Annotated in this window: 23 protein-coding genes and 2 pseudogenes; 12 read left to right on the top strand and 13 right to left on the bottom strand. The window is 67.5% G+C overall.

Annotated elements, in window-relative coordinates; genetic code table 11:
- Window position 1: 1 nt before the first annotated feature.
- The 5 genes from ACJ512_RS07080 to ACJ512_RS07060 all read left to right on the top strand — a co-directional run bounded on the left by ACJ512_RS07080 (window position 2) and on the right by ACJ512_RS07060 (window position 2671).
- A complete protein-coding gene (locus ACJ512_RS07080; protein ID WP_407686852.1) occupies window positions 2-256 on the top strand; it encodes an acyl carrier protein in 255 nt (84 codons plus the stop codon).
- A 111-nt stretch (window positions 257-367) separates the two neighbouring features.
- Window positions 368-1345, top strand: a complete 978-nt coding sequence (locus ACJ512_RS07075) for an Acg family FMN-binding oxidoreductase (RefSeq protein ID WP_407686851.1) — start codon at window positions 368-370, stop codon at window positions 1343-1345.
- Between the two features lie 142 nt (window positions 1346-1487).
- Complete coding sequence (locus ACJ512_RS07070; protein ID WP_407686850.1) at window positions 1488-1643, top strand: hypothetical protein; 156 nt, start codon at window positions 1488-1490, stop codon at window positions 1641-1643.
- 58 nt (window positions 1644-1701) lie between these two features.
- Window positions 1702-2109 (top strand): hypothetical protein, encoded by a 408-nt coding sequence (locus ACJ512_RS07065; RefSeq protein ID WP_407686849.1) that lies wholly within the window; start codon window positions 1702-1704, stop codon window positions 2107-2109.
- 127 nt (window positions 2110-2236) lie between these two features.
- Complete coding sequence (locus ACJ512_RS07060; RefSeq protein ID WP_407686848.1) at window positions 2237-2671, top strand: pyridoxamine 5'-phosphate oxidase family protein; 435 nt, start codon at window positions 2237-2239, stop codon at window positions 2669-2671.
- Here ACJ512_RS07060 and ACJ512_RS07055 read toward each other — a convergent pair.
- On the bottom strand, window positions 2613-4064 hold the full coding sequence (locus ACJ512_RS07055; protein ID WP_407686847.1) for a bifunctional lysylphosphatidylglycerol flippase/synthetase MprF: 1452 nt from the start codon (window positions 4062-4064) through the stop codon (window positions 2613-2615). The two genes, ACJ512_RS07060 and ACJ512_RS07055, sit on opposite strands and share 59 nt — an antisense overlap.
- Window positions 4065-4282: 218 nt before the next feature.
- On the opposite strand from ACJ512_RS07055, the gene ACJ512_RS07050 reads away from it, so the two are divergent.
- Complete coding sequence (locus ACJ512_RS07050; RefSeq protein WP_407686846.1) at window positions 4283-4684, top strand: DUF302 domain-containing protein; 402 nt, start codon at window positions 4283-4285, stop codon at window positions 4682-4684.
- On the opposite strand, the gene ACJ512_RS07045 is transcribed toward ACJ512_RS07050, so the two are convergent.
- From ACJ512_RS07045 to ACJ512_RS07005, 9 genes are all read right to left on the bottom strand, one after another.
- Window positions 4638-5123 carry a hydrogenase maturation protease gene (locus tag ACJ512_RS07045; protein ID WP_407686845.1) on the bottom strand — a complete coding sequence of 162 codons (486 nt, stop codon included), beginning with the start codon at window positions 5121-5123 and terminating at the stop codon, window positions 4638-4640. The genes ACJ512_RS07050 and ACJ512_RS07045 overlap by 47 nt on opposite strands.
- The gene (locus ACJ512_RS07040; protein WP_407686844.1) at window positions 5120-6412 is read right to left on the bottom strand and encodes a Ni/Fe hydrogenase subunit alpha; all 1293 of its coding nucleotides are present in this window, start codon (window positions 6410-6412) and stop codon (window positions 5120-5122) included. The genes ACJ512_RS07045 and ACJ512_RS07040 overlap by 4 nt, the downstream gene beginning before the upstream one ends.
- Window positions 6409-7167, bottom strand: coding sequence for an NADH-quinone oxidoreductase subunit B family protein (locus ACJ512_RS07035; protein ID WP_407686843.1), 759 nt, complete (start codon window positions 7165-7167; stop codon window positions 6409-6411). The genes ACJ512_RS07040 and ACJ512_RS07035 overlap by 4 nt, the downstream gene beginning before the upstream one ends.
- Window positions 7168-7998 carry an FAD/NAD(P)-binding protein gene (locus tag ACJ512_RS07030; protein WP_407686842.1) on the bottom strand — a complete coding sequence of 277 codons (831 nt, stop codon included), beginning with the start codon at window positions 7996-7998 and terminating at the stop codon, window positions 7168-7170.
- The gene (locus ACJ512_RS07025; protein ID WP_407686841.1) at window positions 7991-9112 is read right to left on the bottom strand and encodes a 4Fe-4S dicluster domain-containing protein; all 1122 of its coding nucleotides are present in this window, start codon (window positions 9110-9112) and stop codon (window positions 7991-7993) included. Before ACJ512_RS07025 ends, ACJ512_RS07030 begins: the two co-directional genes overlap by 8 nt.
- 63 nt (window positions 9113-9175) lie before the next feature.
- Window positions 9176-9757, bottom strand: a complete 582-nt coding sequence (locus tag ACJ512_RS07020; protein WP_407686840.1) for an Rv1733c family protein — start codon at window positions 9755-9757, stop codon at window positions 9176-9178.
- Between the two features lie 8 nt (window positions 9758-9765).
- Window positions 9766-10764: an Acg family FMN-binding oxidoreductase gene (locus ACJ512_RS07015; RefSeq protein ID WP_407686839.1), complete on the bottom strand. Its 999-nt coding sequence runs from the start codon at window positions 10762-10764 to the stop codon at window positions 9766-9768.
- A 112-nt stretch (window positions 10765-10876) separates the two neighbouring features.
- Complete coding sequence (locus ACJ512_RS07010) at window positions 10877-11191, bottom strand: hypothetical protein (RefSeq protein WP_407686838.1); 315 nt, start codon at window positions 11189-11191, stop codon at window positions 10877-10879.
- A gap of 137 nt (window positions 11192-11328) precedes the next feature.
- Window positions 11329-12522, bottom strand: a complete 1194-nt coding sequence (locus tag ACJ512_RS07005; protein WP_407686837.1) for a cation:proton antiporter — start codon at window positions 12520-12522, stop codon at window positions 11329-11331.
- A gap of 277 nt (window positions 12523-12799) precedes the next feature.
- Here ACJ512_RS07005 and ACJ512_RS07000 point away from each other — a divergent pair, with 277 nt between their 5' ends.
- Together ACJ512_RS07000 and ACJ512_RS06995 are read left to right on the top strand one after the other, a co-directional pair.
- The gene (locus ACJ512_RS07000; protein WP_407686878.1) at window positions 12800-12946 is read left to right on the top strand and encodes an ANTAR domain-containing protein; all 147 of its coding nucleotides are present in this window, start codon (window positions 12800-12802) and stop codon (window positions 12944-12946) included.
- Window positions 12947-12982: 36 nt separating this feature from the next.
- Window positions 12983-13741: a GAF and ANTAR domain-containing protein gene (locus ACJ512_RS06995; RefSeq protein ID WP_407686836.1), complete on the top strand. Its 759-nt coding sequence runs from the start codon at window positions 12983-12985 to the stop codon at window positions 13739-13741.
- A 396-nt stretch (window positions 13742-14137) separates the two neighbouring features.
- Here the strand turns inward: ACJ512_RS06995 and ACJ512_RS06990 are convergent, their stop codons facing one another.
- The gene (locus ACJ512_RS06990) at window positions 14138-15385 is read right to left on the bottom strand and encodes an ISL3 family transposase (protein WP_407689820.1); all 1248 of its coding nucleotides are present in this window, start codon (window positions 15383-15385) and stop codon (window positions 14138-14140) included.
- Between the two features lie 254 nt (window positions 15386-15639).
- Between ACJ512_RS06990 and ACJ512_RS06985 the strand changes: the two genes are divergently transcribed.
- Together ACJ512_RS06985 and ACJ512_RS06980 are read left to right on the top strand one after the other, a co-directional pair.
- A complete protein-coding gene (locus ACJ512_RS06985; protein WP_407689737.1) occupies window positions 15640-17292 on the top strand; it encodes a class I SAM-dependent methyltransferase in 1653 nt (550 codons plus the stop codon).
- A gap of 174 nt (window positions 17293-17466) precedes the next feature.
- Window positions 17467-19683, top strand: a complete 2217-nt coding sequence (locus ACJ512_RS06980) for a hypothetical protein (protein ID WP_461480014.1) — start codon at window positions 17467-17469, stop codon at window positions 19681-19683.
- A 55-nt stretch (window positions 19684-19738) separates the two neighbouring features.
- On the opposite strand, the gene ACJ512_RS06975 is transcribed toward ACJ512_RS06980, so the two are convergent.
- Both ACJ512_RS06975 and ACJ512_RS06970 read right to left on the bottom strand, forming a co-directional pair.
- Complete coding sequence (locus tag ACJ512_RS06975) at window positions 19739-20953, bottom strand: glycosyltransferase family 61 protein (protein WP_407688590.1); 1215 nt, start codon at window positions 20951-20953, stop codon at window positions 19739-19741.
- 747 nt (window positions 20954-21700) lie between these two features.
- Window positions 21701-22026, bottom strand: a pseudogene (locus tag ACJ512_RS06970) (transposase); the annotation flags it as partial.
- A gap of 545 nt (window positions 22027-22571) precedes the next feature.
- Between ACJ512_RS06970 and ACJ512_RS06965 the strand changes: the two are divergent.
- Window positions 22572-23043, top strand: a pseudogene (locus tag ACJ512_RS06965) (class II aldolase/adducin family protein); the annotation flags it as partial.
- A 119-nt stretch (window positions 23044-23162) separates the two neighbouring features.
- A complete protein-coding gene (locus tag ACJ512_RS06960; protein ID WP_407688588.1) occupies window positions 23163-24878 on the top strand; it encodes a hypothetical protein in 1716 nt (571 codons plus the stop codon).
- The last annotated feature ends 125 nt before the right edge of the window (window positions 24879-25003 follow it).

Here is a 25003-nt window from a genome sequence, read left to right as displayed (position 1 = left end):
CATGAGCGAACAGGACACCCGTGCCGCGGTGCTGGCCGTGCTGACCAGGATCGCCCCGGAAGTCGACCCCGACGACATCAGCGACGACGCACTGTTGCGCGACCAGGTCGACCTCGACTCGATGGACTGGCTGAACTTCCTGCGCGGCATCCACAGCCGGCTCCACGTCGACATACCCGAGTCGGACTACGCGTCGCTGCGCACGCTGGCCGACGTGGTGGGCTACGTCGAGAAGAACGCGTCCCCCACCGGGTGAGACGCGGCGGGGCGTCGAATGGCCCTGCGGAACGGGACCAACGTCCCTGGCGTCACCGTTCCGGCTTGCCTAGCCTCGACGGCGTGGGGGTCAGGCGAGAGGTTTGACGTGATGGCCAAGACGCCGGACACCGAGGTCCTTCGCAGGGCGGTGGGTTTGGCGTGCCGGGCCCCCTCGGTGCACAACAGCCAGCCGTGGCGCTGGGTCGTCGGGGACGGGGTGGCGCACCTGCACCTGGATCGCCGGCGCATGGTGCCGGGCACCGACCGCTCGGGCCGGCAGGCCCTGGTCAGCTGCGGCGCCGTGCTCGATCACTTCCGTGTCGCGATGCTGGGCGCGGGTTGGCGCAGCGTCGTCGAGCGGTTCCCCAGCCCGGGCGAGCCCGACCGTCTGGCGTCGATCGAATTCCACTCCGTCGACCGCATCACCAAGGCGCAGCGCGGGCAGGCCGAGGCGATCCTGCAACGCCGGACCGACCGGCTCCCGCTGGGACAGCCCACCTACTGGAACTTCTTCGAGCCCACCCTGCAGGCCATCGCGGCCGAGCACCCGGTCCGGCTCGACGTGCTCTCCGACGACGTGCGTCCGCTGCTGGCCAAGGCGTCCCAGCTCAGCGGGTTGCTGCGCCGCCACGACACGTCCTACCACGCCGAACTCGATTGGTGGACTTCGCCGTTCGCGCTGAACGAGGGGGTGCCGCCCAGCGCGCTGGCTTCCGAGACGGAGCACCGCCGCGTCGATGTCGGGCGCGAGTTCCCGGCACGCAGCCACGGGGACCGTCGCCCCGAGGTCGGCGCGGACTGGTCGAAGATCCTCGTGGTGTCCTCCCCGGAGGACACCAGGGAGGACGCACTGCGGTGCGGCGAGGCGTTGTCGGCGGTCCTGCTGGAGTGCACCGTGGCGTTCCTGGCGACGTGCACGCTGACGCATCTGATCGAGTTGGACGAAAGCCGCGACCTCGTGCGCAGCCTGCTCGACGAGCAGGGCCATCCGCAGCTGCTGATCCGCGCCGGGATAGCACCGCGGATGGAGACCCTGCCGGCCCCGACGCCGCGGCGCCCGTTGGACGACGTGCTCGAGATCCGCTGACGCGGCATCGGCGACCTCGTCGGATCCGGCGGCGCAAAGCCCACTCCGATATCCCGAACCGGGGCGGCGCCTGAGAAACTCGTGCACGGGCAATGCACGTCAGCGCCGTCGAACGATGCCTTCGGAACAAGGGGACTCGCCAGTGGAGGCATGCTGGGCTTCTTCGGCGCGGGCGGGGTTGGCGGGCAGGACCGGGCTCGCCTGGGCGGCGAACCTGATCCACTCCCCCGATGAGGTTTCGCTCGAAGAACGCGTCGCCGAACTGTTCATCCGCCCGTCGCGCAGGTTCGCCGGCTGATCGACGAATGGGACCGTCGCCGGGCCCGCGGCCCGGGTGGCGCGCTGGCGAGGCGTCGATGCCGATCGTGCCGGTGTATTTCGCGGGAGGCCTGCCCGAGGAACCCGTGCAGCGCAAGCTCGAGGTGCCCTATCGCCATGCCGCGCAGGACTACATCTTCGGTCGCCCGATCACGCCCGCGGACCTGACCGCGCGGCCCTACGCCCAGCGGCGGCGCCACGTCATGGACGCGATCAACGCGCTCGCCCCCTTCGGTGACACGCCGCACGAGCCGAACCACGCCGCGCAGCACCGGATCGCGGCGGTGATGCCGGGCGCGACGCCGCTCGAGTCGATCTGGGTGTGCATCGAGGACGCTCTGGACGCGCTGCCGGTGGACTGGCGGCAGGCGACCGGTAGCGACCGCTGGTCGGCGGCCCGGGCGGCCCACGACGACGCCGCGGCGGCCACCACCGAGCAGTCCTAGCGGACCCGGCACCGGCCAAGGGGTCGAACAACTTTGGTCCCTGCGCCGCGGGACCTTCGGCCGGCGTCCGCGGTGCGGCGCACGGCTAGCATCGGAGGCACAGCCGCGTCCACGAAGGGGATGGCCGATGTCAATGATCGATGATGGGGTCAGCATCCTGCCGGAGAGCGAATGCTGGGAGCTGATGGCCGGTGTGACGCTGGGGCGGCTGGTCACCAGCGTCGACGGCCAGCCCGAGATCTTCCCGGTCAACTACGTCGTGCAGCGCCGCAGCGTGCTGTTCCGCACCGCGGAGGGCACCAAGCTGGTCAGCACCGTGATCAACAACGACGTGCTTTTCGAGGTCGACGACCACAACGTCGCCGAGGGCTGGAGCGTGATCGTGCGGGGCACGGCCCGCTCGCTTCGCACCGAGGAGGAGATCGAGGACGCCGACCGCGCCCAGGTGCTGCCGTGGACGACGTCGGAGAAATCGCACTATGTGCGGGTCATCCCCCGGCGGGTCACGGGCCGCCGTTTCCGGTTCGGCGGGCAGCCGCAGCAGGATTCCGACCGCGCCTGAGCCGGCGCGGGCGCGGCAGGAACTCCAAGGACAGCAGCACGATCAGCGCGGACGGGATGTGGCGCGCGCACAGCACCACGTAGCGCCGCTCCCCCATCGCATGGAACTTGCACAGGTAGCGGTAGAGGGACTCCAGCCGGATCAGCGGATCGAGCAGATGGATCAGCCGGTAGGCGACCCGCTGCGGCACGGTCGGACGGGTGGCGTCGAAGATCTCCGGGAACGACGCGAAGGCCAGCGAAAGGCGTTGGGCACCATGGGCTCGCGCCTCGAGGATCATGTCGACGCTGAGCCGCTCGTCGACACCGTTGGGCGCGTCGGGTCGGCGGTACGGCACGTCGAGGGACACCTCCGAACCGTGCCCGGCCGTGGCGTACCGGTGGAAGGCCACCACCCGCCCGCCGCGGTCGCGGGCGACGGCGAGCCTGATCCCGGGGAAGCGGCCCTGCAGGGCGCCGTCGAGGTTCATGCAGAAGCCGCGTTCGGTGCGTGCGACGCGGTGCGCCGCGTACAGCACCTCGGTGAGCTGGGCGGTCAGCGGGCCGTCGAGGTGTTGTTCGTCGACGATCTCGGTGGTGACCCCGCCGTTACGGGTGCGCTGCACCGCCTGACGCAGGTTGCGGAACCGGCGGCCCCGCAGGTTGAACCGGCGGACGTCGACGACGACGTCGTGCCCGATCGGCACGGCCAGCACCGGCGCGCTCACCGCCCCGCCGCGCCACAGCTCCAGCCGCCGCTGGCCCGCGGCCAGCACGATGATGCGCCAGCCCCGCTCGCGGCAGCAGCGCACGAAATCGGCCACCAGGTCGCCGAACCGGTCTTCGTCGCCGATCGGGTCGCCGCTCACCACGGCGAATCCGAGCCGGGTACGGTAGGCGATGGCCGCGGTCCCCTCGGCGTTGAAGTGATAGCTCTTGCCCGAGTGCATGGCGAAGGGCGCCAACGCATCCCCGTGGGTGGCGTCGACCAGCGTCCACACCTGCTCGAGCAACTCGGGCTGGGGGCGCACCGTGGTGGGCCACATGAGGGCCGCCCCGGCGCCGGCGACCAGCAGGTTGCCGGGCAGCGCGAACGACAGGAAGTGCGCGCACAGCCCGCCGACCACCGCACCGGCCGCCGCCCAGGCATGCCCGGTGGTGACCGGCCGGCCCAGGAAGATGCCCCGCGCGATCAGCGCGACCGCGCCGAGCAACGCCAACGACCACCCGAACCGGCCGGGGCTGACCCGGCCCTCGCCGAGGTACTGGCGCGCGGCCAGCACCGTCGTCCAGCCGAGCGCGCACGCCAGCAGCACCACGCTGCCGATGCGGGCCGCCGGGACGTCGGCGCTGACCAGCACCCGTTCCCGGCCGCGCGCCGAAGCGGGGCGCTCGCCGTCGCGCCTGACCTTCATGCCGTGTTCGCTCCCCGGGTAGCCGGTGCCCGCGCACCAGAAGGTTCACGCTAATTGGCGCCCGGCGCGTCCGCGAGAGCCGTTCGTCCTCAGGTCGGCACGCCGCGTTGCGCGACCAAGGTCCTCCTGGCGTGGGACTTCGGTCCCTCGCGGGCGGGGCCGCGCGCGTGCTGCGATGTCGGGATATGAACGCGCAGCGCGGGGGTGGAGGATCGACCGTGGGCATCGCACTATCGACGAGTTTGGCAACCGGATTCGACGACGCGGTGGCCCGTACCCGAAAAGCGCTAACGGATCAGGGTTTCGGGGTGCTGACCGAGATCGACGTCGCCGCGACCGTCAAGGCCAAGCTCGGCGCGGACATGGAGGACTACCTGATCCTCGGCGCATGCAACCCGGTGCTCGCGCACCGGGCGATCGGCCTGGACCGGGAGATCGGGCTGCTGCTGCCCTGCAATGTGGTGGTCCGCGCCGACCCGGACGCCCCGGGGATCGTGATCGTCGAGGGCATGAACCCGGGCGTGCTGGTCCAGGTCACCGGCAACAAGGACCTGGTGGCCGTCGCCGACGAGGTCACCGCGAGGCTGGGCGCCGCGATCGGTTCGCTGTCGGGCGGCTGACCTCGTCCACGACGCGCCCGACCACGTCGGGCACGGCCGCCGCGACCCGGGGGCTCAGGCCGGTCCCGTGCCCGACGTCGGCGACCTCGACGGTGAACACCACCAGCGCGCCGGGCACCCGCCCGAGCACCCGGCCCAGCGCGTGCGCCCGCGCGACGTCGGGGCCGTGCGAGCTCAGGCCGTCGCCGGTGTCCAGGTCGGCCGGCGCGCGCCGGTGGACGCGGCCCGGCACCGCCGGGGTGGTGACGACGGCGTCGATCACCACCGCCAGGTCCCGGCCCGACCACGCCTCGATCAGGTCCATGGGGTCCGAGATCGCCGCGCGGACCTCGACGCCGGGCAACGCGAGCCGCTCGAACGCCGCCGCGGCGGCGACGCCCACGCCGTCGTCGCGCCGGTAGGCGTTGCCCAGGCCGAGCACGACGACGCCGGCGCTCACCGCCCGTCCACCGTCAGGGTCAAAAAGTGCGCCGAACACGAGATGCAGGGGTCGTGGTTGCGGATCACCCGTTCGCACAGCGTGGTCAGCGCGGCGTCGTCGAGCGCGAGGTTGCCGGCCACGACGCCGGCCAGGTCGGCTTCGATCGCGGCCTGGTTCTGGGAGGTGGGCGGGACGATCGTCGCGGCGGCGACCAGCCCGTCGTCGTCGATCCGGTAGCGGTGATACAGCAGGCCCCGGGGCGCCTCGCTCACGCCGTGCCCGACGCCGGGGCGGGCGGTCACCTCGACGAACGGGCGCGCCGGGCGCTGGTAGTCGCCGATGATGCGCAGCGCCTCTTCGATCGCGTAGACCACCTCCACCGCGCGGACCACGATGCTGCGGAACGGGTTTCGGCATTCGCCCGACAGACCCGCGCGGGCCGCGGCCTGCGCGGCGATCGGCGACAACGCCGCGGAGTTCAGCGCGAACCGCGCCAGCGGACCGGTCAGGTGCCGGCCGCCGTCCAGCGTGGCGTGCAGGGCCGTGGAGTGGGGCACCTGGGATTCGACGACGTGGTCGCCGAAGTCGGCGATCGGGAACGCCGGGCCGGCGCTGCGCGCGATGGCGCCGTTCTCGATCGCGTAGCTGCCCGGCGTCGAGAGTGCCAGGAACTCGTGGTCGAACTCCAGGTCGGGGAAGTCGAACCCGGACACCCACTCGACCGTGGCCAGCGCCTCGTCGAGCGCGCGGCGCAGCATTTCTTCCAGCGGTTTGAACTCCGCGCGGGTGGGCACCGAGTAGAACCCGCCGAGGCGCACGTTGACCGGGTGGATCGCGCGCCCGCCGACGAACTCCATCAACCGGTTTCCGGCCTTCTTCAGCGACAGCCCCCGCTCGACGGCGCCCGGGTGGTCGCGCGCCATGCCGATGATGTCGGAGTGGCCCAGGAAATCCGGTGCGTGCAGCAGGTACACGTGCAGGACGTGGCTGTGGATCCATTCGCCGCAGTACAGCAGCCGGCGCAGCGCGACGATCTCGGGATCGATCTCGGCCCCGCAGGCGTCCTCGATCGCGTTGCAGGCGCTGACCTGGTAGGCGACCGGGCAGATCCCGCACACGCGCGCGGTCAGGTCCGGCGGTTCGGTGTAGGCGCGGCCGCGCAGGAACGCCTCGAAAAACCTCGGCGGTTCGTAGATGTTGAGTTCGACGCTGTCCAGCGCACCGTCGCGCAACGAGACGTGCAGCGCCCCTTCGCCTTCCACGCGGGTCAGCGTGCCGACGCTGAGCGTGCGCTTGGCCGGCGTCACCGCTTCCCCCGTTCGGCCGCGAAGGCGGTGACGTTGAAGGTCGAGAACACCCGGTCGACGTCGCCGTCGGACATGCCGTCGCGGCGCAGCAGCGGGATCAGGGTCGCGGTCCTGGGTGCGGCCGACGGGCCGAAGCAGCCGTAGCAGCCCCGGTTGTGCCGGGGGCACAGCGCGCCGCAGCCGGCGTGGGTGACCGGCCCCAGGCACGGGGTGCCTTGCGCGACAACCAGACACGTCACGCCGCGTTGCTTGCACTCGGTGCACACCGTCTTGGCCGGCAGCCTCGGTTTGCGGCCGATGAGCAGCGCCGCGAGGGTGTCGAGCAGCTGGCCGCGGTCGATCGGGCAGCCGTGCAGCTGGTAGTCGACCTTGACGTGCGCCGACGCCGGGGTGGAGGTCGCCAGGGTGTCGATGTACTCGGGTTTGGCGTAGACGACCGAGGCGAATTCGGCGACGTCGCCGAAGTTGCGCAGCGCCTGCACTCCCCCCGCCGTCGCGCACGCGCCGATGGTGACGAGCACCCGGGACTGGTCGCGGATCTCGCGGATGCGTCGTTCGTCGTGAGCGGTGGTGATCGAGCCCTCGACCAGCGACACGTCGTAGGGCCCGCCGACCATCGCGCTGGACGCCTCGGCGAAGTTGGCGATCCGCACCTGGTCGGCGAGGGTGAGCAGCTCATCCTCGCAGTCGAGCAGGGTCAGCTGGCAGCCGTCGCAGGAGGCGAACTTCCACACGGCCAGCGTGGGCGGGCTCATCTACAGCTCCTTCACGGTCAGCAACGGGCCCGCGACGTCGTAGCCGACGACGGGCCCGTCGCGGCACAGCAGCAGCGGCCCCAGCTGGCAGTGGCCGCACCAGCCGACGCCGCACTGCATGTTGCGCTCCAGGGAGACCCGAATGTGCTGGGCGGCAACGCCTTTATCCAGCAGCGCTTGGGCGCCGAAGCGCAGCATGGGCTCGGGCCCGCACAGGAACGCGGTGGTGCGTCCGGCGTCCAGCGTCAGCCGGCGCAGCGGCTCGGTGACCAGCCCGACGTCCCCGCGCCAGCCCTGCACCGCGACGTCCACGGTGCGGTGCAGTTCGATCTGCGGGTCCTGCGCCCACTGCTCCAGCTGGGCGGCGAACACGAAGTCGGCGCGCGAGCGGGCACCGACGATGAGGGTGAGCTTGCCGTAGCGCGACCGCTGGGCCAGCGCGCCCAGCACCGCAGGGCGCAGCGGGCACAGGCCGACACCGCCGGCGACCATGACCAGGTCCCGGCCGGCGGCCTCGTCCAGTCCCCAGGTGGTGCCGAACGGGCCGCGCACACCGACGATCGCGCCCGGTTGGGAATCGTGCAGCGCGCGGCTGACCGCGCCGACCGCGCGGATCGTGTGCGTGATCGAGCCGTCGGTGACTCCTGGGTCGCCGCTGATCGAGATCGCGGCCTCCCCCACGCCGAACGCGTAGAGCATCATGAACTCCCCGGGCAGCGGCGCCCGCAGCGCTTCGCCGAGCGGTTCCAGGCACAGCGTCGCCGAGTCGGGGCTCTCCACGACGCGGCTGCGCACCCGGTAGGGGTTGGGCGCCATCGGCCGTTCAGTCATCGCGGGCCATCTTGTTCATCTCTTCGGTGATGTCGATGCCGGTGGGGCACCAGGCGATGCACCGCCCGCAGCCGACGCAGCCCGACATGCCGAACTGGTCGTGCCAGGTGCCCAGCTTGTGGGTCAGCCAGTGGCGGTAGCGCGACGCGCCGGACTGGCGCACGCTGCCGCCGCCGTGGACGTAGGTGAAGTCGAACTCGAAGCAGGACGCCCAGTGCCGCCACCGCTCGGCGTGCTCGCCGGTGAGGTCACTGACGTCCTCGGTGCTGGTGCAAAAGCACGTCGGGCACACCATCGTGCAGTTGCCGCACGTCAGGCAGCGGCTCGCCACCTCCTCCCACTGCGGGGACTCGCGGGAGGCCACCAGCAGCTCCCGCAGATCGGCCTCGGGCATCCGGCGGCCCATCTTGTGGCTGGCGGCCTCGACATCGGCGCGCGCACAGTCGATTTCGTCGCTGTCGGCGGGCCGGTGCGGTACCGCGGCGAGCACGTCGGCGCCGTCGGGGCTGCCGACGTCGACCAGGTACGTCACGGCGCCGCCGCCGGGGCGTTCGGTGAGCGCCAGGTCGTAGCCGGGCCCGGCAGCCGGGCCGGTGCCCATCGAGGCGCAGAAGCACAACCCCCCGGGTTCGGTGCAGTTCACCGCCACCACGAAGATCCGGCGCCGGCGGCCGACGTAGGCGTCGTCGGGACACTCCGCGCGGCCCAGCACGCCGTCGAGGGTGGCGATCGCGGCCAGGTCGCACCCGCGGACCCCGAGGAACGCGTAGCGCGGGGCCTCCTCGCCGTCCGCCGCGGCGGAGCTGTCCCGCGTGCCGGCCCACAGCCGCTGCCGCGGGGGGTGCAGGAACTGCTTCCACGACTGCGGGCCCGCGGAGTGCCCGAACACCGCGTCGTCGTCACGCCGGCGCAGCCGGTACTGCCCCGGGGCCACGTCGACGCCCCAGCCGCGCGGCAGGTCCGCGGCCGACTCCAGCTCGGCCAGCACGATCGCGTTGTCCCGCAACGTCGGACCGATGACGCGATACCCGCGGCCGATCAGGACCTCGACGAGGCGATGCAATGCCGCCGCGTCGAACACCGCGGCCCCGGGATCTTCGCCGTACCCGTTCACCGGCCCATCATCCGCCCTCAATCCCGTTCCGCGCCATCCAAAGCAGGCAGAAAACGGGCGCTTTCACGGTCGGTTCGTCCGGCCGCCGTCTTCCACCAGCGTTCTGAGTTCGCGCTCCCACCGGGCTTCGCGGACCCGGTCGAGTTCGTAGACGACGGCGCCCAGCAACAGGCCCAGCACCGCACTCGCGCACAGCAGCGTCAGCACGACCGTGCCGGCCGCCGCGCCCACGGCATGCCAGGCCGGGGTCGGCGGGGCCGTCAGGTTGCCGGCCCCGTCCGCCCAGATGTCGATGCCCTCACCGGGTTTGACCGGATCGGCCAGCCGCAGCGTGCCGCTGCGCTGCTCCCCGCCGGCCGCCGGCCACCGAATCTGCGCGACGGTCGCGCCCAGCTCGCCGGGGTGGGCGTCGGTGACCTGAGCCCGGACGGGGTGGCGCTCGCGGGCCTGCTGGGCGTACAACCGGTCACGTGCGCCGTAGGTCGCGGCTCCCACCACGCCGGCGGCCGGCACCGCGACGAGCGCCGCGACGAGCGCGACCAGCACCACCAGCGCCTCGATCCGGTCGGCGGGGCGCAGCAACGGGTTGCGCCCGAAGACACGGGCGATCAGCCAGCGGCGGGGGTCCCAGGTGAAAGTCTCCATCGGGCGGCCTATTCGACGACGTTCTTCTCGGGGCCGAAAGCCCAGTCGACGAACTCGGAGAGCTCGCGGCGCGGGGTGGCCGGCAGCGGGTCCGCGTTGATCGGCGGCCAGCCGACCCGCAGCAGCATCTGCGGGTAGTCGCTGCCGCCGAAGATGTCGTTGCGGACCTCCGCGCGGGTGACCGGGGTTTCCAGCGGTTCGGTGACCGGGCAGCTGGCCAGCCCCAGCGACGTCGCGGTGAGCAGCACCGCGCTGGTCGCTTCGCCGGCGCGCAGCTGGGACACCCGGTCGTCGGCGCGGGTGCCCAGCGCGAGCACGACGGCGTTGTCCTCGGCCGCCGAGGCGCCCGGCGTCATCGGCAGCGACGGGCCGGCGAAGAGCCGGCCGGGGATCTTCGACGCCGGGTCGGGCGCCGGCGTGTTGCGGGCCGGCACTCCGGCCACCGAGGCGTAGCGCCCGCTCCAGGTGGTCAGCTCGGCCATGTAATCGCGGTTCAGGTGATCCGCCACCGATTGCGCGACGATCTCGTGCAGCTTCTCGACGTCCTCGACCTGGCAGAGCGTGACCCCGTTGCGGGCCGCCCGCGCGGCCATCAGCGCGATGTCGGCCACCGGCACCGGCCAGGAGCTGTAGTGGCGCCGGTCGGTGCGCCGGCGCGGTATCGCGGCGGCGAGCGCGATGTCGACGGCGTCGGCGGGATGGGCCGACAGCTGGATGGCGGCGAGGTGGCTGGGGTCGGCCGGATTCGGCAGCCGGGTGACCTTGGGACGCCAGCCGACGGCCGCGAAGGCGACCATGCAATGATGCAGCGCGGCACCGCAACTCAGGATCAGGTCACGGCCGTCGGGGTCGGTGTTGGGCAGTTGCCGATTCTCGTCGGCGTAGAGGTGCAGGCTCGCCTCGTCGACGCGCCAGCCCCACGGTTGCGTGTTGTGCACCGAGGGCGCTCGGGAGGCCAGTGTCAGAACGGTCCGGATCGTGCCGGCATCCGGAAAGTGCGCGCTCATCGCGGTTGTCCCTTCGGGGTCGAACATATGGTCTTCACGATCACGTCATTGCGGCGGCCGCGCGAGAGCACGACGGCTCTAACCGGAGGGACTTTGGGCCAATCCGGGCGTATTACGCCGCGCGCACGACCTCGACGGACAGCTGGTCGCCGACCGCGCGGGCGAGCGCCCAGTCACCGGCGCACGCCGCGCGGGCCAGGTCGTCGACCAGTGGGCTGTGCGCGCCGAGCTCGGCCAGCCACGCCGACACGATCGGCGCTATCCCCTCGGCGGGCACCCGCACGGTGCGTTCGCCGTGCAGGCAGTCGGTGACCCGGTACATCGCCGGCGCGAGGTGCCGGGGCTGACGCCCTGATGCCAAGTGCTGGGCCACTTTCCGGACGTGACCGACGTAGAAGGACGGATGGACCGACGCTGGTGACCTCATCGCCGCCTCCTCGCTCGAACTCAGGGGTCCATCCGACCACCGTCGCGACCGCCGCCTGTAGGGCCGAACGGAGTCGGCCGGTGGGGCTTGCGTCGCTCCCGCCGACGTGCGGAAGTCCCGCCGGCATGTGCCCTAGGTCACATCGGCACGGGAGGCACGGGAGGCGCCGCCGGGGCGGGCGGTGTTGCCTCGGCCGGCGCCTGCCCGCGGGCGGCCAGCGCGGCGGCGACGGTGGCGGCGGCGATCGTGAGCAGCGCGCCGAGCATCAGGGCCGACGCCTCCCCCGCCACCAGCAGGTGTTCCTGGGTGCCGATCGTGGCCGCGGCCACCGGCACGCCGAGTTGCGCGGCCGAGAGCACCCCGAGCGTCAGCGGCTGGCCGAGCAACCTCCCCACGCCGTGGGCCAGCACGGCACCCAGGCCCAGGCAGATGCCGAGCAGAATGAACCGCGGCTGCGAACCCAGCTCGCGGACCTGCAACGAGGCGCCCAGCCAGACGAAGAACAGCGGGCTGAAGAATCCCTCGGTGATGCCGAAGAGCTGGCGCGCCAACCGATGTGGTTCCCCGACGACCGCGATCACCAGGCCCAGGGCGAAGCCGGCCAGCAGGATCGACACGTGGGTGTGCACGGCGAGAGCGGCCAGCGCGAACAACACGACGAGGTTGGTCCGCAGTTCCAGCGCGAACCGGCGCTTCTCGGAATAGACGTGCATGCGCCGGCGCCATCCCCTGCGGTCGATGGCGCGCAACGCCACGAACAGGACGACGGCGCCGCCGGTGACCGCCAGCGCGCCCCCCGCCGCTTCCGGCAACCGCCGGGTGTCGATCACCAACGGCAGCAGGACAATGCACGCGGCGTCGGCGATGGCGATCTGCGCGGTCACGGCCAGCACCCCGGGCCCCCGCAACCGCAGCGAATCGATCACCGGCAGCGCCAGCGCCGCCGACGACGAGGCCATCAGGACCGCGTAGAGCGCCGCGTGGTGGATGCCGAACCCCGCAGCCAGCCCGGACGCGAGGGCCACCGCGACCGCGCCGGCCGCGACCGCCCGGCCGAACGCCGCCGGCAGCTTCGACCGCAACTCGCCGCCGCGGACGCGGACGTGGGTGCCCACCACGAACATGACCAGCGCGAAGCCGATGTTGGCGAACAGCTGAAATGTCGGGTCGGTGGCGTCGACGAGCCCGAAACCGGTTCGGCCGATCACGATCCCGGCGGTCAGCTCGCCGACGACCACCGGAATCCGCAGCCGCGGCAGCGAGGCCAGTATCGGGCCGGCGAAACCGACCGCGCACAGCAACGCCAGGGTGCCGAAGTCGAACCCCGGCACGTCAGTGGTCCCTCGGTTCGACGGCCAGGTTCCCGGTCAGCACGGGTGTCATTGTGCATCCGTTGGGCGCCGCGGCGCCGCCCGAAACGCGGCGGGCGGGCGAGCGCGTGGCCGGTCAATCGTCGTCCATCCGGGCCTCGATGCCCGACAGCTGCTCCACACGTTCGCCGCCGTCACCGCCATAGAGGACGCCCGCCAGCGCGCACGTAACGACGCGCTGGTCGCCGAAAACGATCAGCTCCGGCGCGCCCTCGAGACCCGGGACACGATCGGGCAGATGAAGGGCATGCTCATGGAGCGCTTCCAGGTCGGCGCCGACGAGGCTTTCAACCTGCTGGTAAAGGTGTCGCAGAACGCGAACGTCCCGGTCGAGCAGATCGCCCGCAGGCTGATCGAGATCGACCACCCGGCGGAGCCGAGCTGAGGTTTCGGGGCGCTCGGGCCCGTCAACCCTGGACGCATGCCAGACGGCACCGAGGGCGTATGCGATCACCGGCGGCAACCGGGCGCGTCGGGAGGCGAGTTCGACCGCGGCGTGAGCGCGGAGATCGCCAGGCTGGCGCGGGACCTGCACAGCCGGCAAGTCGGCAAGGCGCAATCCGATGACCTGCTGGCCGAGGTGACCACCAGTGCCGTACGGATGCTGCCCGGGGTCCATCACGCGGGCGTCACGCTGCACGAGGGCCGTGGCCGCAGGGTGCGGTCGCTGGCCGCGACGGGCCCCATACCGGGCAAACTCGACGCGCTGCAGGAAACGCACAACGACGGCCCCTGCCTCAACGCGATCTGGGAACACCACACGGTCCGCGTCGACGACTACAACTCCGACCAGCGGTGGCCCCGATTCGCCGCCGAGGTGCTGGCAACCACCCCCGTCAGATCGAGCCTGTCCATTCAGCTCTACACCAACGAGACAGAGCTCGGCGCCCTGAACCTCTACTCCGAGGACACCCACGCCATCACGCCGGTCGTCGAGGAACACGCAGACGCGCTGGCCGCCCACGCGGCCGTCGGACTGGCCAGCGCCCGCCGCATCGACCAATATCAGAGCGCCCTGGCCAACCGGGACACCATCGGCCAGGCCAAGGGCATCATCATGGAGCGGTTCGACATCGACGCCGCCGCCGCGTTCGGGTTGCTGACGCGGCTGTCGCAGGAGAAGAACGTGCGGCTGGCCGAGATCGCGCGCCGCCTGGTCGCCGACCGCCGGCCGGAGTGAGGCGCGGCAGGTCACGCTACGGCGTTGCGGTACTGGCGGTTACATCGACACGGCGAGCTCTCCCGGCGGGGCCACCGTGGTGGTATGCCCCGGCAGTGACCGAATTCCGGACTTGTCCAAGCGTTTTGACGAGGATGCCGAAAGAACTCGTGGGCATGACAGACGAACCGCAGCGAGATACCCGTGAAATCTACAAGCAGGTCGCGTTCCGCGCGGTCGTCGGCGACGAGCCCGGCCACGGTGAGGTTTACTCACTGCCGGCGCGACCGCGGCCGAGTCGAACCCGGACAGCCACTCGGCGGCGTCAAACGATCATCGCGGCCAAAAAGCGCGGGGCCGCCCCCGACCGTGGCGCAACGGAGCGACGGGTCTCCTGACGTTTCTGTGGGTCTGGTTTCATGCTGCTCGACCGGGCAGTGCGGGGCATAGGCCGCCGCGGGTGAGCATGGCCATGCCGATCATCGCCTCAGGGCTGTGAAACCCGTACGCACGCGTGGTCAATGCCCGCAGGTGGGTGTTCGTCGCCTCTGAGCGGGCATTCGACAGTTGGTGGTCGAGAGTGTTGCCGATGAGCTCCTTGTGACGGCGGACGGTGCGGGCTACGGCAACGAATTCCGGGATGCGCGAGTGCGACGCCCAGGACAACCAACCGGCCAGCAGGCGATGGCCGTCGCGGCCTTTGACCCGAAACACTTCGCGGAGTTGCTCTTTGAGCAGATACGCCCGATACAGCGTGGCGTTGGTAGCCGTGATCGACGCGAGGCTGGTGCGTTGCTCACCGGTCAGATCGGCCGGGTTCTTGCGGGTCGCCCACATCGCGTGCCGGTCGCGGACACCGGCGCGGGCCATGGTACGCACCCGCACCTTGTCGAGGGCCTTGAGCGCCCAGGCCACGACATGAAACGGATCCAGGCAGATCACCGCACCCGGGGCCCGGTCCCGCAGCACGGCGTGAATCCATTCCGCCCCATCACAGCTGACGTGAGTCAACGCCGCGGCACGTTGGGCGCCGAGCTGGTCGAAAAACCGGCCCAAGGTGTCCTGGTTGCGGCCTTCGGCTGCCCACACCAGCCGGCCTGTCGTGTGATCGATGACGCAGGTTACATAGCGGTGGCCTTTGCGGTAGGCGATCTCGTCGATGCCGATGCGGGTCAACCCGGCCAGCAGGTCGTTGGTGTCGCGGCCATCGGCGACCACCCGGCCCACGATCGCGGCGATGGTGCGCCAGGCCACCCGCAAAAACACCGCGACCACACTGATCGCGGCATGCGCGGTCAACCACGCGGCTGTGTCCTCAAACGCCCAGGTGTGACGGGCCCCGGGCCGCGCCCAGGGCAGGTGGGCCACCACCACTCCATGCTCGGGGCAGGCTACCCGCGGCGCTGCGGCCTGCAGATAGGCCTTCGTCGTCCCCAGATCCAGGGTGCGCCAGCGCCTGATCCCCTCCCCGCCGTCATAGCCCGCACAGCGTTTGCGGCACCGCGAGCACCGGCTGGCCTGGTTCGCCTTGGGCCGCACCTCAAACACCAGCACCTCGCTGGTCACCGGCTGTTTTCCGCGCGAAGTCTCCGTCTCGATCATCACGTCATCGACGACCATGTCCTGGCCACCGAGGACCGTCGCGAATACCCTGGATTTACCCAACGCCGTACACCCTCCTTCGTCTTGAACCCGATAACAGTCCAAAACGTAAGCAGGACACGGCGTTGGGCCACAAGCCCCCTGGTCACAGACCCACGACTACGGCAGAAGAGCCGGAGCGACGAACCTAGTCACGCCTCCGGCACAACCAGGGCGTTTTAGTAATCGGATACTCCTCGAAGAGGCCGAAGAGCCCCTTATAGTGAGGCGTGGTTGAGAGGACGCACAAGCTCGGCTGACTACAGTGAGGTGGCACCATGACCGGGAGTATTCCGCCCGGCTCGAGCCGCACTTCGACAACGAACTGCGGCTCGCCCGGTGAAGTGCTGCCTCCCCGGGAGCTTCAGGACTGGGTCGGTGGCGGTGGCGACGACGCGTACAGGGCAACCGGCAAAGAATTCCTGAGTTATTTGGTTGACCTGTGTGGTTTGCAGCCAGGTGATGCAGTACTCGACGTTGGTTGCGGGTCAGGGCGGATGGCCCTGCCGCTCACCGGCTACCTGAACCGCGAGGGCCGCTACGCCGGCTTCGACGTCTCAAGGGAAGCGATCGCCTGGTGCACGGAGAACATCTCGGGATCACATCCCAACTTCGAATTCCGAGTCGTAGATATTCAGAACGGAGCGTACAACCCGATAGGGAAATACAATTCGTCGAATTTCCGTTTCCCCTATCCCGACGACTCGTTCGATGTAGTGCTGCTTGCCTCAGTGTTCACGCACATGCTGCCGGTGGATGTGAAGCACTACCTGCACGAGATCGTCCGTGTGCTGAAGCCGGGCGGGCGAACCCTGATAACCTTCTTCCTGATCAATGAGGAATCGTCAGCCCGCATCAAGGAAGGAAAAGCATTCTTTACCTTCGAGCATGAGATGCCTGGTTATCGAACGACCCACGTCGAAAATCCCGAAGCGGCGATCGCCTACCCGGAATCCTTCGTCAGGTATCTGTATGGGGAATGCGGCCTCGAGCTTCGGGAACCGCTGCACTATGGCGCGTGGTCCGGCCGAACGGACGGTATGAGCGGGCAGGACGTCGCGATAGCGGTCAAACCGCGAGCAAAGAACGGGATCGTGAAAGACGTGGTCGATCCGGGCCGGGAGAGTGCTGGCTATCACGAACTTGTATTCGCATCGCACGCATTTAGGCTAGCAAAGTTCCGTGGTGGCGAATCCATCGAAAAGCAACTGGAGTCGCAGGCGCGGGAAGCGCCTCTACCGTCCCTACTCGTGGGCATGGTGTCCAGGACGAAGGGCATATTCGTCGATGTTGGCGGGAACTACGGCGCCTACACGATCTTGGCGGGGATCACACGCCCAGACGTCCAGATCCACACATTCGAGCCCTTCCGTGAGGCTGTCGACCTTCTTCATCACCATGCGGCAATCAATGGCATCAAGGATCGCGTTACGATCCACGATCTCGCCCTGAGTGACAGTGCCGGTCAGGCGAAGCTCTATCTTCCCGACCCCAGCCATGGGCTCCTGCAAACAAGCGCCTCGCTGGAAGCCGAATTCCGGAAGGAGGACGTCGGGTATCTTCAGGTCGAGACGAGAACGCTTGACTCTTACTCATTCGATCAGCCTATCTCTGTCGTGAAGATCGGCGTCGAGGGCCATGAACACGCCGTCATAAAAGGCGCGCGCCGCATGCTTGCCGAGGATAGGCCGGTTATCTTTGCCGAGATGCCGTCGGGCGCAAAGAAGCATTTCTTCGAGATTTCGAAGCTGATGACCGACCACGGTTATGTGAGTTTCCGAATGCGCGAGAACTGCCTCATCGAGACGCCGATCATCATCTTTGACCGCCTGTCTCGGAACTATGCATTCGTCCCGCAGGAGATGATGCCAACATTCCGGTATACCTGCGCGACGCACAGCTTGGAAATCCTCACTCAGTACAAGCAGTAGCCCGGCTTCTCCCGGAGCCTTGGCTGGCCACACTTGGCGGGCTGAAAACCATCGACTTGGCCAATGACGACTCAGCGTTCGCCGAGCGGGTTCTAACCGCCACGGTGGCCTCCTGCTACCTGTCGGGGGTTTCGACGGGTAATGCACCGGTCCCTCTTCCACTACTCTGCACCCATGCGGTTCGCCGTCGCAGTTGTGGCACCTCCTAGCAATCCGACCATCGGCGGAGGATTTCGCGAGGTTGCGGAGGCAGTGCACTATGCCCTTCTGGCGCTTGGGCATGACTCGGTGTTGACCAACCGTCTGGACCTCAACGAGCGCCGTACCATCGTGTTCGGCGGAAACCACCTCGTCCAGTACGGCTTGGAGCCGCCCAAAAACCCCATCTTCTACAACCTCGAGCAGTTGGGTGACGACTCACCATGGATGACGATGCCCGAATTCGTCGACCTTTTCCGGCGCTACCCGACTTGGGATTACAGTCGCGCCAACATCGAGCGGCTCGCTGCCCTGGGATTGCCCCGGCCCACCCACGTGCCGATCGGATACGTCCCCGAGCTGACCCGGATCGCCCCGGCCCCCGAGGACATCGACGTCCTTTTCTACGGCATGCTCAGCGCGCGCCGGTACGCCGTTCTCAGGGACCTGCACGACCGCGGTCTTCGGGTCAAATGGCTAACCGGCGTCCTCGGCGCGAGCCGCGATGCCTGGATCGCGCGCTCGAAGATCGTCCTCAACATCCATTACTGGGACGCGAAGATCTTCGAAATCGCGCGTGTGTCTTATCTGCTCGCCAATAAGCGCGCGGTGGTCTCCGAGCGTGGTGCCGATCCGACCTTGGAGCGCGACCTGCAGTCGGGCATCGCGTTCGCCGACTACGACGAACTAGTCGATCGCTGTGTGGAACTCCTCGGCGACGAGCGCGCGCGACGCAAGCTCGCCGAGCGGGGCTACCAGGTTTTCTCGGCTCGCGACCAGGCCGCCATCGTGGAGCGCGCGTTGTCGGCAGGCCTCGAGGACCTCACCCCCCGGAGCGCCGCGCGGGACGGCCCGTGCCTCGAGGTGCGCCGCGAAGACCACGACCACAGCGCAGATCTCCGCGAACGCAACCTGATCAGTCAAAAATTTGAGCACGAATGTAATGAATTGCTGGCCAAGGTCAACCGCAATCCCGAGGATGGACGGTCAGTCTTTTTCCTCGCCGAGACCTACTTCCGTATGGAGGATTTCCTCAACGCGCGCCGGTGGTGTGAGCGGCGGATCGAGATGGGTGGCTGCGACGAGGAGGTCTACTGGGCGATGTATCGGCTCGCGGAGTCGATGGCCGAACTCGGTGAGCCATGGCCAGATGTTCAGGAGGCCTACCTCAAGGCGTGGGAGTTTCGACCGACCCGCGCCGAGGCGCTGCACGCCATCGCCTTTCGGTGTCGCGGCGAGCAGCGCTACTCGCTCGGTTACCAATTTGCCCAGCGCGCCGCCGAAATCCCCTTTCCCGAAGAGGACCTCCTTCTCCCCGCAGAAATCACACAGGTTTATGCCTGGCGCGCCACCGATGAGCAGGCGGTGTGCGCATCCTGGATCGGTCAGCACGCCGAGGCGTTCACGCTGTGCCGGCGGCTCATGGCCCGACCCGACCTGCCCGAGCCGGATCGGCAACGGATTGCGGCCAACCGCGATTTTTCGGTGCCGGCCATGCTCGAGGCGGCCTCACCCTACCCCGAAGCCCTAGTGCAGTCCCTGGCCGCCGGTCCCGCTCGCAGCGAGGTCACCGTCAGCCTGATCGCCGGACCAGACCGGGCGACCACCGAGCAGACCATCAACTCGTTTCTGCACTGCTGCCTCGACGTGTCACGGGTCGGCCGCTTTCTGGTGCTCGATGCCGGTTTGTCCGCGCCCGACCGCGCGAAACTGCGGAAACGTTACGGGTTTCTCGAGTTCGCCCGCCGCCGATCCAGCGGCAAGCCCGCCCCCCAGCTCGCGCAGTTGCGCGCGCAGATCCACGGACGGTTTTGGCTGCACCTGGGCGCGGGCTGGCGGTTTTTCGCCCCCGAAAACTACATCACCCGGCTGACCGCGGTGCTCGACGCCGAACCCCAGGTGTTTCAAGTGGGCATCAACTTCGACGATGCGGCCAAGCTGACCGGCGCCAGCGCCGCCGAGCAGGCGGTGCGCCGGGCACCCGATGCTGGCCGCTACCTGCTCACCGACGGGATGGCCAGCGGCCCGGCGATGTTCGACACCGCACGCCTAGATCAAGCCCGCGGTGGGCAAAACAACGCCCCCGATCCGAACCCCCAACACGGCCGCCCCACCGCCCGCGCCGCGCTGCGCACCGCCAGCCTCGACGAAGTGCTCTGCATCTCAGGTCCATACCCGATCATCACCGCTTAAGTAAGCGGTATTGGTGGCTCGGCCGGCCTGCTCTGCCTTGAGGTCGGGAAAATACTCAGAGAATCTCCCGAATTGCGTTGCAGGCACGCTGCACATCGATGGTCCACCGTTTGTGCACCGGCGTCGGATCTGCGGGGTCTTGCTGCCCAACAATAACGCCAAAGCGGTGTCCCACTGAACTGAGCATGGCGGAGTGGAGGGCGAGAAAGAGGTCACTCGATTCGATGTCCACCACAGTTGCGCCGGGCGGGCAGAAACGAACGCTGAAGAGTGCCGAGCCACCCAAGGCGACAACGCATTTGGCTCGTGCAAACATCCTAATCTGCTCTTTGACTGGTAGCTGCTCCGGCTGAACGGTCTTGAAACCCAACTCGCTCAGCGCCGCGATAAGCTCGCCCTCGTTTTGCAGGACGCGGAAGTGAGGATGCTTCGCCGAAGTGGCGAGACGTGACACGAAGATGCGCTCGCCAAAAATGTCTGCGGAATCTCGCCGGCAGGCATCCGCCAACTCGGCGTAGACCCGCTTCTCGGCCTCACTAACCCGCAGGTCTGCCACCGAATATTCCACGGTGAGGGCGTCGCGGCAAAAGTATGTCTTGCCCGGATCGTGTTCGAGCACTTCAGCCTGCTCGATGCCCATCAGTTGCAAGAGGCCCCGCTGCCAGGGATGCGTCGTCCGGCAAAAGAATCTTCTTCCCTTCCCGAATGCCTTGAACTGAGCGCATTTAGGGAGGGTCGTGGCGATCCATCTGCCCCAGATGTCGGGCTCTAGAGGAGTGGCGAGGAACACGGGCTCGGTGATCGAATCAACATCGTACTGGCTTAGCGTGCTGCAATCGAGAGCGATTTCATCGCCCTCAAATTCGATGTCGGGCTTCACGCCGGGGAAGAAATGAGAAAAATCAGGATTTGCCGCCAATTCCATGAATTGCCGCTTGAACATCCGTGATTCGCACGACCACAGCCCGGATTGACTCACCAGGTGGTTGGCCCCAAAGAGAAGCACGTCAGGGCGCGAAACCAAGTAGCTTCCATGGATTTCGGTGCGCGGACCGAGCCAGTCGGGTATCTCCTTACCGGAGAGGTTGCAAACGAACTCAGGCGGCCTGAATTGCTCGACCTTGGGCGCTTCGATGACGCTCAGCGTGCCCTCCGATGGCGGCCAGTCTCGGAGCGGAAATCGGCCTCGAGGGAACAAATCCGGTCCTCGCTCCGAGGATGCGCAAACCATACATTCTTCGTTCCGCGTCTCTTTGATTTCATCACTCACGGATGCGACCCCGCAACGTGCTGTAGACGGCGAACGGGTCTGGCAGACGGTCGGTTCCGTCGCAAAGCGGTTGCGAAACGGTGAGTTCGGTTGAGTCCCACAACAAGTTGAGCCGGTCCTCGTCGAGAACGGATGCGGCGTGCCGATCGACAATCTCGTAATAAAGATCGGCAAGGACGCTCGCGCAGCAGGTCGTCGTAGCGGTGCGGGCCCTCCGGGAAGGCCATATTCACTGGCCGTCTCCGCAACGCGGGTGCACTCTCTTTCGCTACGAAATCGTCTGATGTCAACTGGAAGAAGTGCGTGCGTGTCCGGTTGCAGGTGGCGTGGGCCGAAACTGCGAACCGCGGCTCCACCGCGATCGTGTCGCAGCCAGCAACCGCTAGCGAAGCCCTGTGCGCACTGCCGACCTCTAGGTAGCTACACGGTGTCAGGTGAGTACTCAGCGAGTCGAGGAATGCGATGCAGCAGACGCCGGAGAAGCAGGGCGTTACAGTCGCGTTGTCATTCTCGTTTATCGGCCCGGTCTGAAACCGCTGCGGATCTCGGATCTCAACGACCGCTGCGAACTCGCCCGTGATCACCCGCAGCTGCCTTCGCCCACCGCACGCCTTCCTCACACCGAAGGTTTCTAGGTGGGACCTTAACTCACGGGCTTAAACCTTGGAGATCAGCGACACCGATAGACCCGAAAAAACCTCATGCAGCACCGCGGATTCGGGGAAGCGAACATGTGCTCGTTCCATATCCCTCAGAGTCTTGGATCCAGATCCCCAGAGCGTGTTTGTGGCCCTCCAGATCAACCCCGATCACCAGTAGCCAGCTTAGTCGTGACCACCCCGTTGTCCTTGGCGCGCAGCCGCAGGCCGTAGATGTAGAGTCGGGTAGACCTCATCGAGCGGGCGGGCCTGCCAGGCTTCGATCTCATCGACCGCTACCTCGATGACGTTGGAGATCAATCCCCGCGACGCCGTCGCCCAGTAGGCCTCCTCGAGGCCGGCTTCAAAGTCGCGGATAGTCATCTCACATGAATACAATTACAGCACAACGGAATTGATGTTGCTGAGCCGACGGTTGCGTGGCTAGATGACAGCACGTGCCATCAGCAGCTCCACCTGTTTGTCCCGAAGTCCCAGACCGAGGGCGAGTTTGGCGTGCACCCATATGCTGCCGCAGGTGCCGTGGGAATCGGGTGTGTACGGCCCGGATCTATTCGGTAAGCCATGCGTGGCGCACTGCTCGCGCCGACGGTGGCGTTGCCATTCTTAGTAACCCGACTCGGACACCGGCAGCAGCCGGCAGGTCGTTCGCATCGGCAGTCCTTCTGCGGTCACAGTCGCTATGGCCGCGTACCGCCTTATGGGTCGTACGGCTCCCGCAGCAGCTCCCGGCCCCTTCCAGGATCGCCACCTCGGTCTCGCGCGCACGGATGCGTTTGTTGCCTGCGGTCAGCTCGGCCTGCTCGGCGCGGTTGAGACCGGGTAGTTGGCGGTGTCGATCCGTGCCTGTTTACGCCGGCCGTAGATCGTCTGGTCACTGATGTCCAGATCGACAGCGGCTCAGATCACCCAGTCAGGCGGCGCGAAAGACCGAGGTTAGACGAAGGCTGGACGGCTAACGCGTGCCCGACGAACTGCCCATCCACGCCGAAGCCATGCTGGCCGATCCGCGGCACCGAGCCGTCGCGCACCTGCATCCGCCCGCGGCCGTCGCCGCCGACCTCGCCGGCATCGCGCTCCGGCCCATCTACGGTCCCTTCGACATCCCCGGTGCCCGGCTGACGCGCGACGGGGGCCGTCTGCGAGCGCGCGGTGTTGATCCGAAATTTGGGCGCTCGGCAGGGACATCGTGGCGGCAATGCGCGCGGCCAGCCGGTGGTGATCCTCTGTGGACACAGCCTCGTCAGCGCGGCGGGAACCGTTGAACAGGCCGTGTTGCAGGCAATCCGCGTGGACGCGCCCGCGCACCTGACGCTGCGCGCGCGGCCAGCGGCACCCTGCGTGACATCGACGACGCCGACTGGGATGACCTGCCGGACCTAGGGTCCGGCTTCAATACCGAGGCCCGCCTGGCGGCACGAGGCGGCCCAAGGTCAATGGCCCCATGACGATCCGGGAACCTTTGGGCGAAGACGCGTTTCGCGAGTGCTCCCTGCGCGGGCGGCCTGTGTTGGATCGCGGGCGACACATGACCTGCTTAGGATAACTCCGTGGGCGAACTGGACCGACGACGGTTCCTAGCGGCCGTGGCCGCGACGCTGGGGGTCGCGGCCGTGACCGCGACGGTGTGGGTCGAGGCGCTTTCCCGTGTCAGGGTGGCACACGGACGCCCCAAGCCGACGCTAGTCACCGACTGGGGCGCTAAGGTCGATGGTAAGCGTCGTAAAGACGCGACCATTTCTCCCGGTAGCCTGAATGTTGTCAGTTGCAGCGGCTACGACTTCACTGCTGCCGACGTAGGCAAAATCCTCATCATTGGCTTGGGTACGGGTCATACCCAGCATGCTGGCAGCACTCCCAACCAGCCGCACATCACGACCATCGCAAGCATCTCAGGCAACAATGCTGTTCTTAAAACCCCGGCAGCACAGGCAGTCTCGGCGGCCTTCGTCGCGTGGGGCACCGATGACGGTGCAGCATGGCTGGCGGCATTAACCGACATGACCAACAGTTACGACTCGCAACTGATCATGCCCGCCGGTATTAGCATTTGCGGCCAGGCAATCTCGCTTGCACCGAAGGACAACATCGAACTGTTTTCACTACGCGGCGCGAGTGTCGGCACCAGTGAGATCATCTGCACGGCGCCCGGCGGGTTCTTGACGCTAGACGTTACTGGTGCACCTTGGGGCGGAATGCTTTCCAATTTTGATTTCCGTGAGCTGACCCTCACCAGCGCAGTGGCGGGAGCTAGCCACGCGCTGAGTGTAACGAGCACCGGAGTCGGCTCTAGGCATAGCCGGTCGTATACCGCCGAGCACATCCTTTGCCAGGGCTTTGATCAAGACGATGGCTATTGGGACAAGCCAATTGAGGCTATTGGCATGTATTTGGCGCTTTTAAACGACGTGGTCATTAATGGATTATGGACACCAACAACAGATATGCTCGACACAGAGTCTATTTACCTACCCACGCTCGCCATCAACCTGAATAACTCTTTCGCGCCTGAGCTTTCCCACCTGAATATTTCTGACTGCAAGCGTGCGGTGCAGATGATTGCTTCCGGTTCCCAAGGTGGCTTTTTTAACGAATGTTCCATTGCTGACTGTAGGGAGGGTATCTATTTCCAAACCGATGGTAGACAGCCGCAACTCACGATCCGCGGCGGATGGCTGTCATGTCGCGACTTCAATATTTGCTTAAATACACGCGCGCTAACTATAATCTCAGATGTAGCCTTATGCGGCACGCCGCAGGTCAGTTGGAATCCGTCGTCTACGCTCGCAACCGCCTTGACCACAGGAAGTTCACCTACGGTGCTCACGCTTGCCTCAACCGCCGGGTTCCCCCAGGTCGGGGCATTAAAAATTGGCTCGGAGTGGTTTACCTACAACAACCTAGCGACCGGCATGGACGGCACTGCACTGCACAATGTTGTGCGCTCACAGTTCGGTACAGGCGACCCGGGTTCTGACTACGAAATCGGTGCCACCGTCAGCGCGGCCAGAGCGGATATCGTGCTGATTAACACTACTGCGACTCGCATAAATAACTCACTGTTTACGTACGAGCAGAGGGCCAACCGAATTGGCGTGCTGTTGCACTCTGGGAATATCGACTGTTCGGTTGCGAACAGCTATGCTGACATCCGAAATGACGGCATCCTTGCGGCAATCGGCAACGATTCCTCCAACACGCAGATATTGAACAACACATGTACCCCTGGCACGGTCGCAGTCCTCGGGGGTGTCGCACCTCACTGATTTTGCCAATGGCCGCGTCTATGTCGGTTTATCACCGACCAGTCGGAGGCAGCGACCGCGCCGCGCCAACCGCCCTCCACGGCCAAACTCGGCCGTTCGGTACGCGGGCGAAAGATGTCCGGGGT

Source organism: Mycobacterium cajalii (genome assembly GCF_045809005.2).
Classification (GTDB): domain Bacteria; phylum Actinomycetota; class Actinomycetes; order Mycobacteriales; family Mycobacteriaceae; genus Mycobacterium.
Note: the sequence above shows the minus strand (reverse complement) of the source record. Positions and strands in the feature narration are given on the sequence as shown.

Excerpts from the sequence above, each read along its gene's own strand:
- ACJ512_RS07080 (WP_407686852.1), top strand. The coding sequence starts at position 2 with ATGAGCGAACAGGACACCCGTGCCGCGGTGCTGGCCGTGCTGACCAGG.
- ACJ512_RS07075 (WP_407686851.1), top strand. The coding sequence starts at position 368 with ATGGCCAAGACGCCGGACACCGAGGTCCTTCGCAGGGCGGTGGGTTTG.
- ACJ512_RS07065 (WP_407686849.1), top strand. The coding sequence starts at position 1,702 with ATGCCGATCGTGCCGGTGTATTTCGCGGGAGGCCTGCCCGAGGAACCC.
- ACJ512_RS07060 (WP_407686848.1), top strand. The coding sequence starts at position 2,237 with ATGTCAATGATCGATGATGGGGTCAGCATCCTGCCGGAGAGCGAATGC.
- ACJ512_RS07055 (WP_407686847.1), bottom strand. The coding sequence starts at position 4,064 with ATGAAGGTCAGGCGCGACGGCGAGCGCCCCGCTTCGGCGCGCGGCCGG.
- ACJ512_RS07035 (WP_407686843.1), bottom strand. The coding sequence starts at position 7,167 with ATGAGCCCGCCCACGCTGGCCGTGTGGAAGTTCGCCTCCTGCGACGGC.
- ACJ512_RS07030 (WP_407686842.1), bottom strand. The coding sequence starts at position 7,998 with ATGACTGAACGGCCGATGGCGCCCAACCCCTACCGGGTGCGCAGCCGC.
- ACJ512_RS07020 (WP_407686840.1), bottom strand. The coding sequence starts at position 9,757 with ATGGAGACTTTCACCTGGGACCCCCGCCGCTGGCTGATCGCCCGTGTC.
- ACJ512_RS07015 (WP_407686839.1), bottom strand. The coding sequence starts at position 10,764 with ATGAGCGCGCACTTTCCGGATGCCGGCACGATCCGGACCGTTCTGACA.
- ACJ512_RS07010 (WP_407686838.1), bottom strand. The coding sequence starts at position 11,191 with ATGAGGTCACCAGCGTCGGTCCATCCGTCCTTCTACGTCGGTCACGTC.
- ACJ512_RS07000 (WP_407686878.1), top strand. The coding sequence starts at position 12,800 with ATGAAGGGCATGCTCATGGAGCGCTTCCAGGTCGGCGCCGACGAGGCT.
- ACJ512_RS06995 (WP_407686836.1), top strand. The coding sequence starts at position 12,983 with ATGCCAGACGGCACCGAGGGCGTATGCGATCACCGGCGGCAACCGGGC.
- ACJ512_RS06985 (WP_407689737.1), top strand. The coding sequence starts at position 15,640 with ATGACCGGGAGTATTCCGCCCGGCTCGAGCCGCACTTCGACAACGAAC.
- ACJ512_RS06980 (WP_461480014.1), top strand. The coding sequence starts at position 17,467 with ATGCGGTTCGCCGTCGCAGTTGTGGCACCTCCTAGCAATCCGACCATC.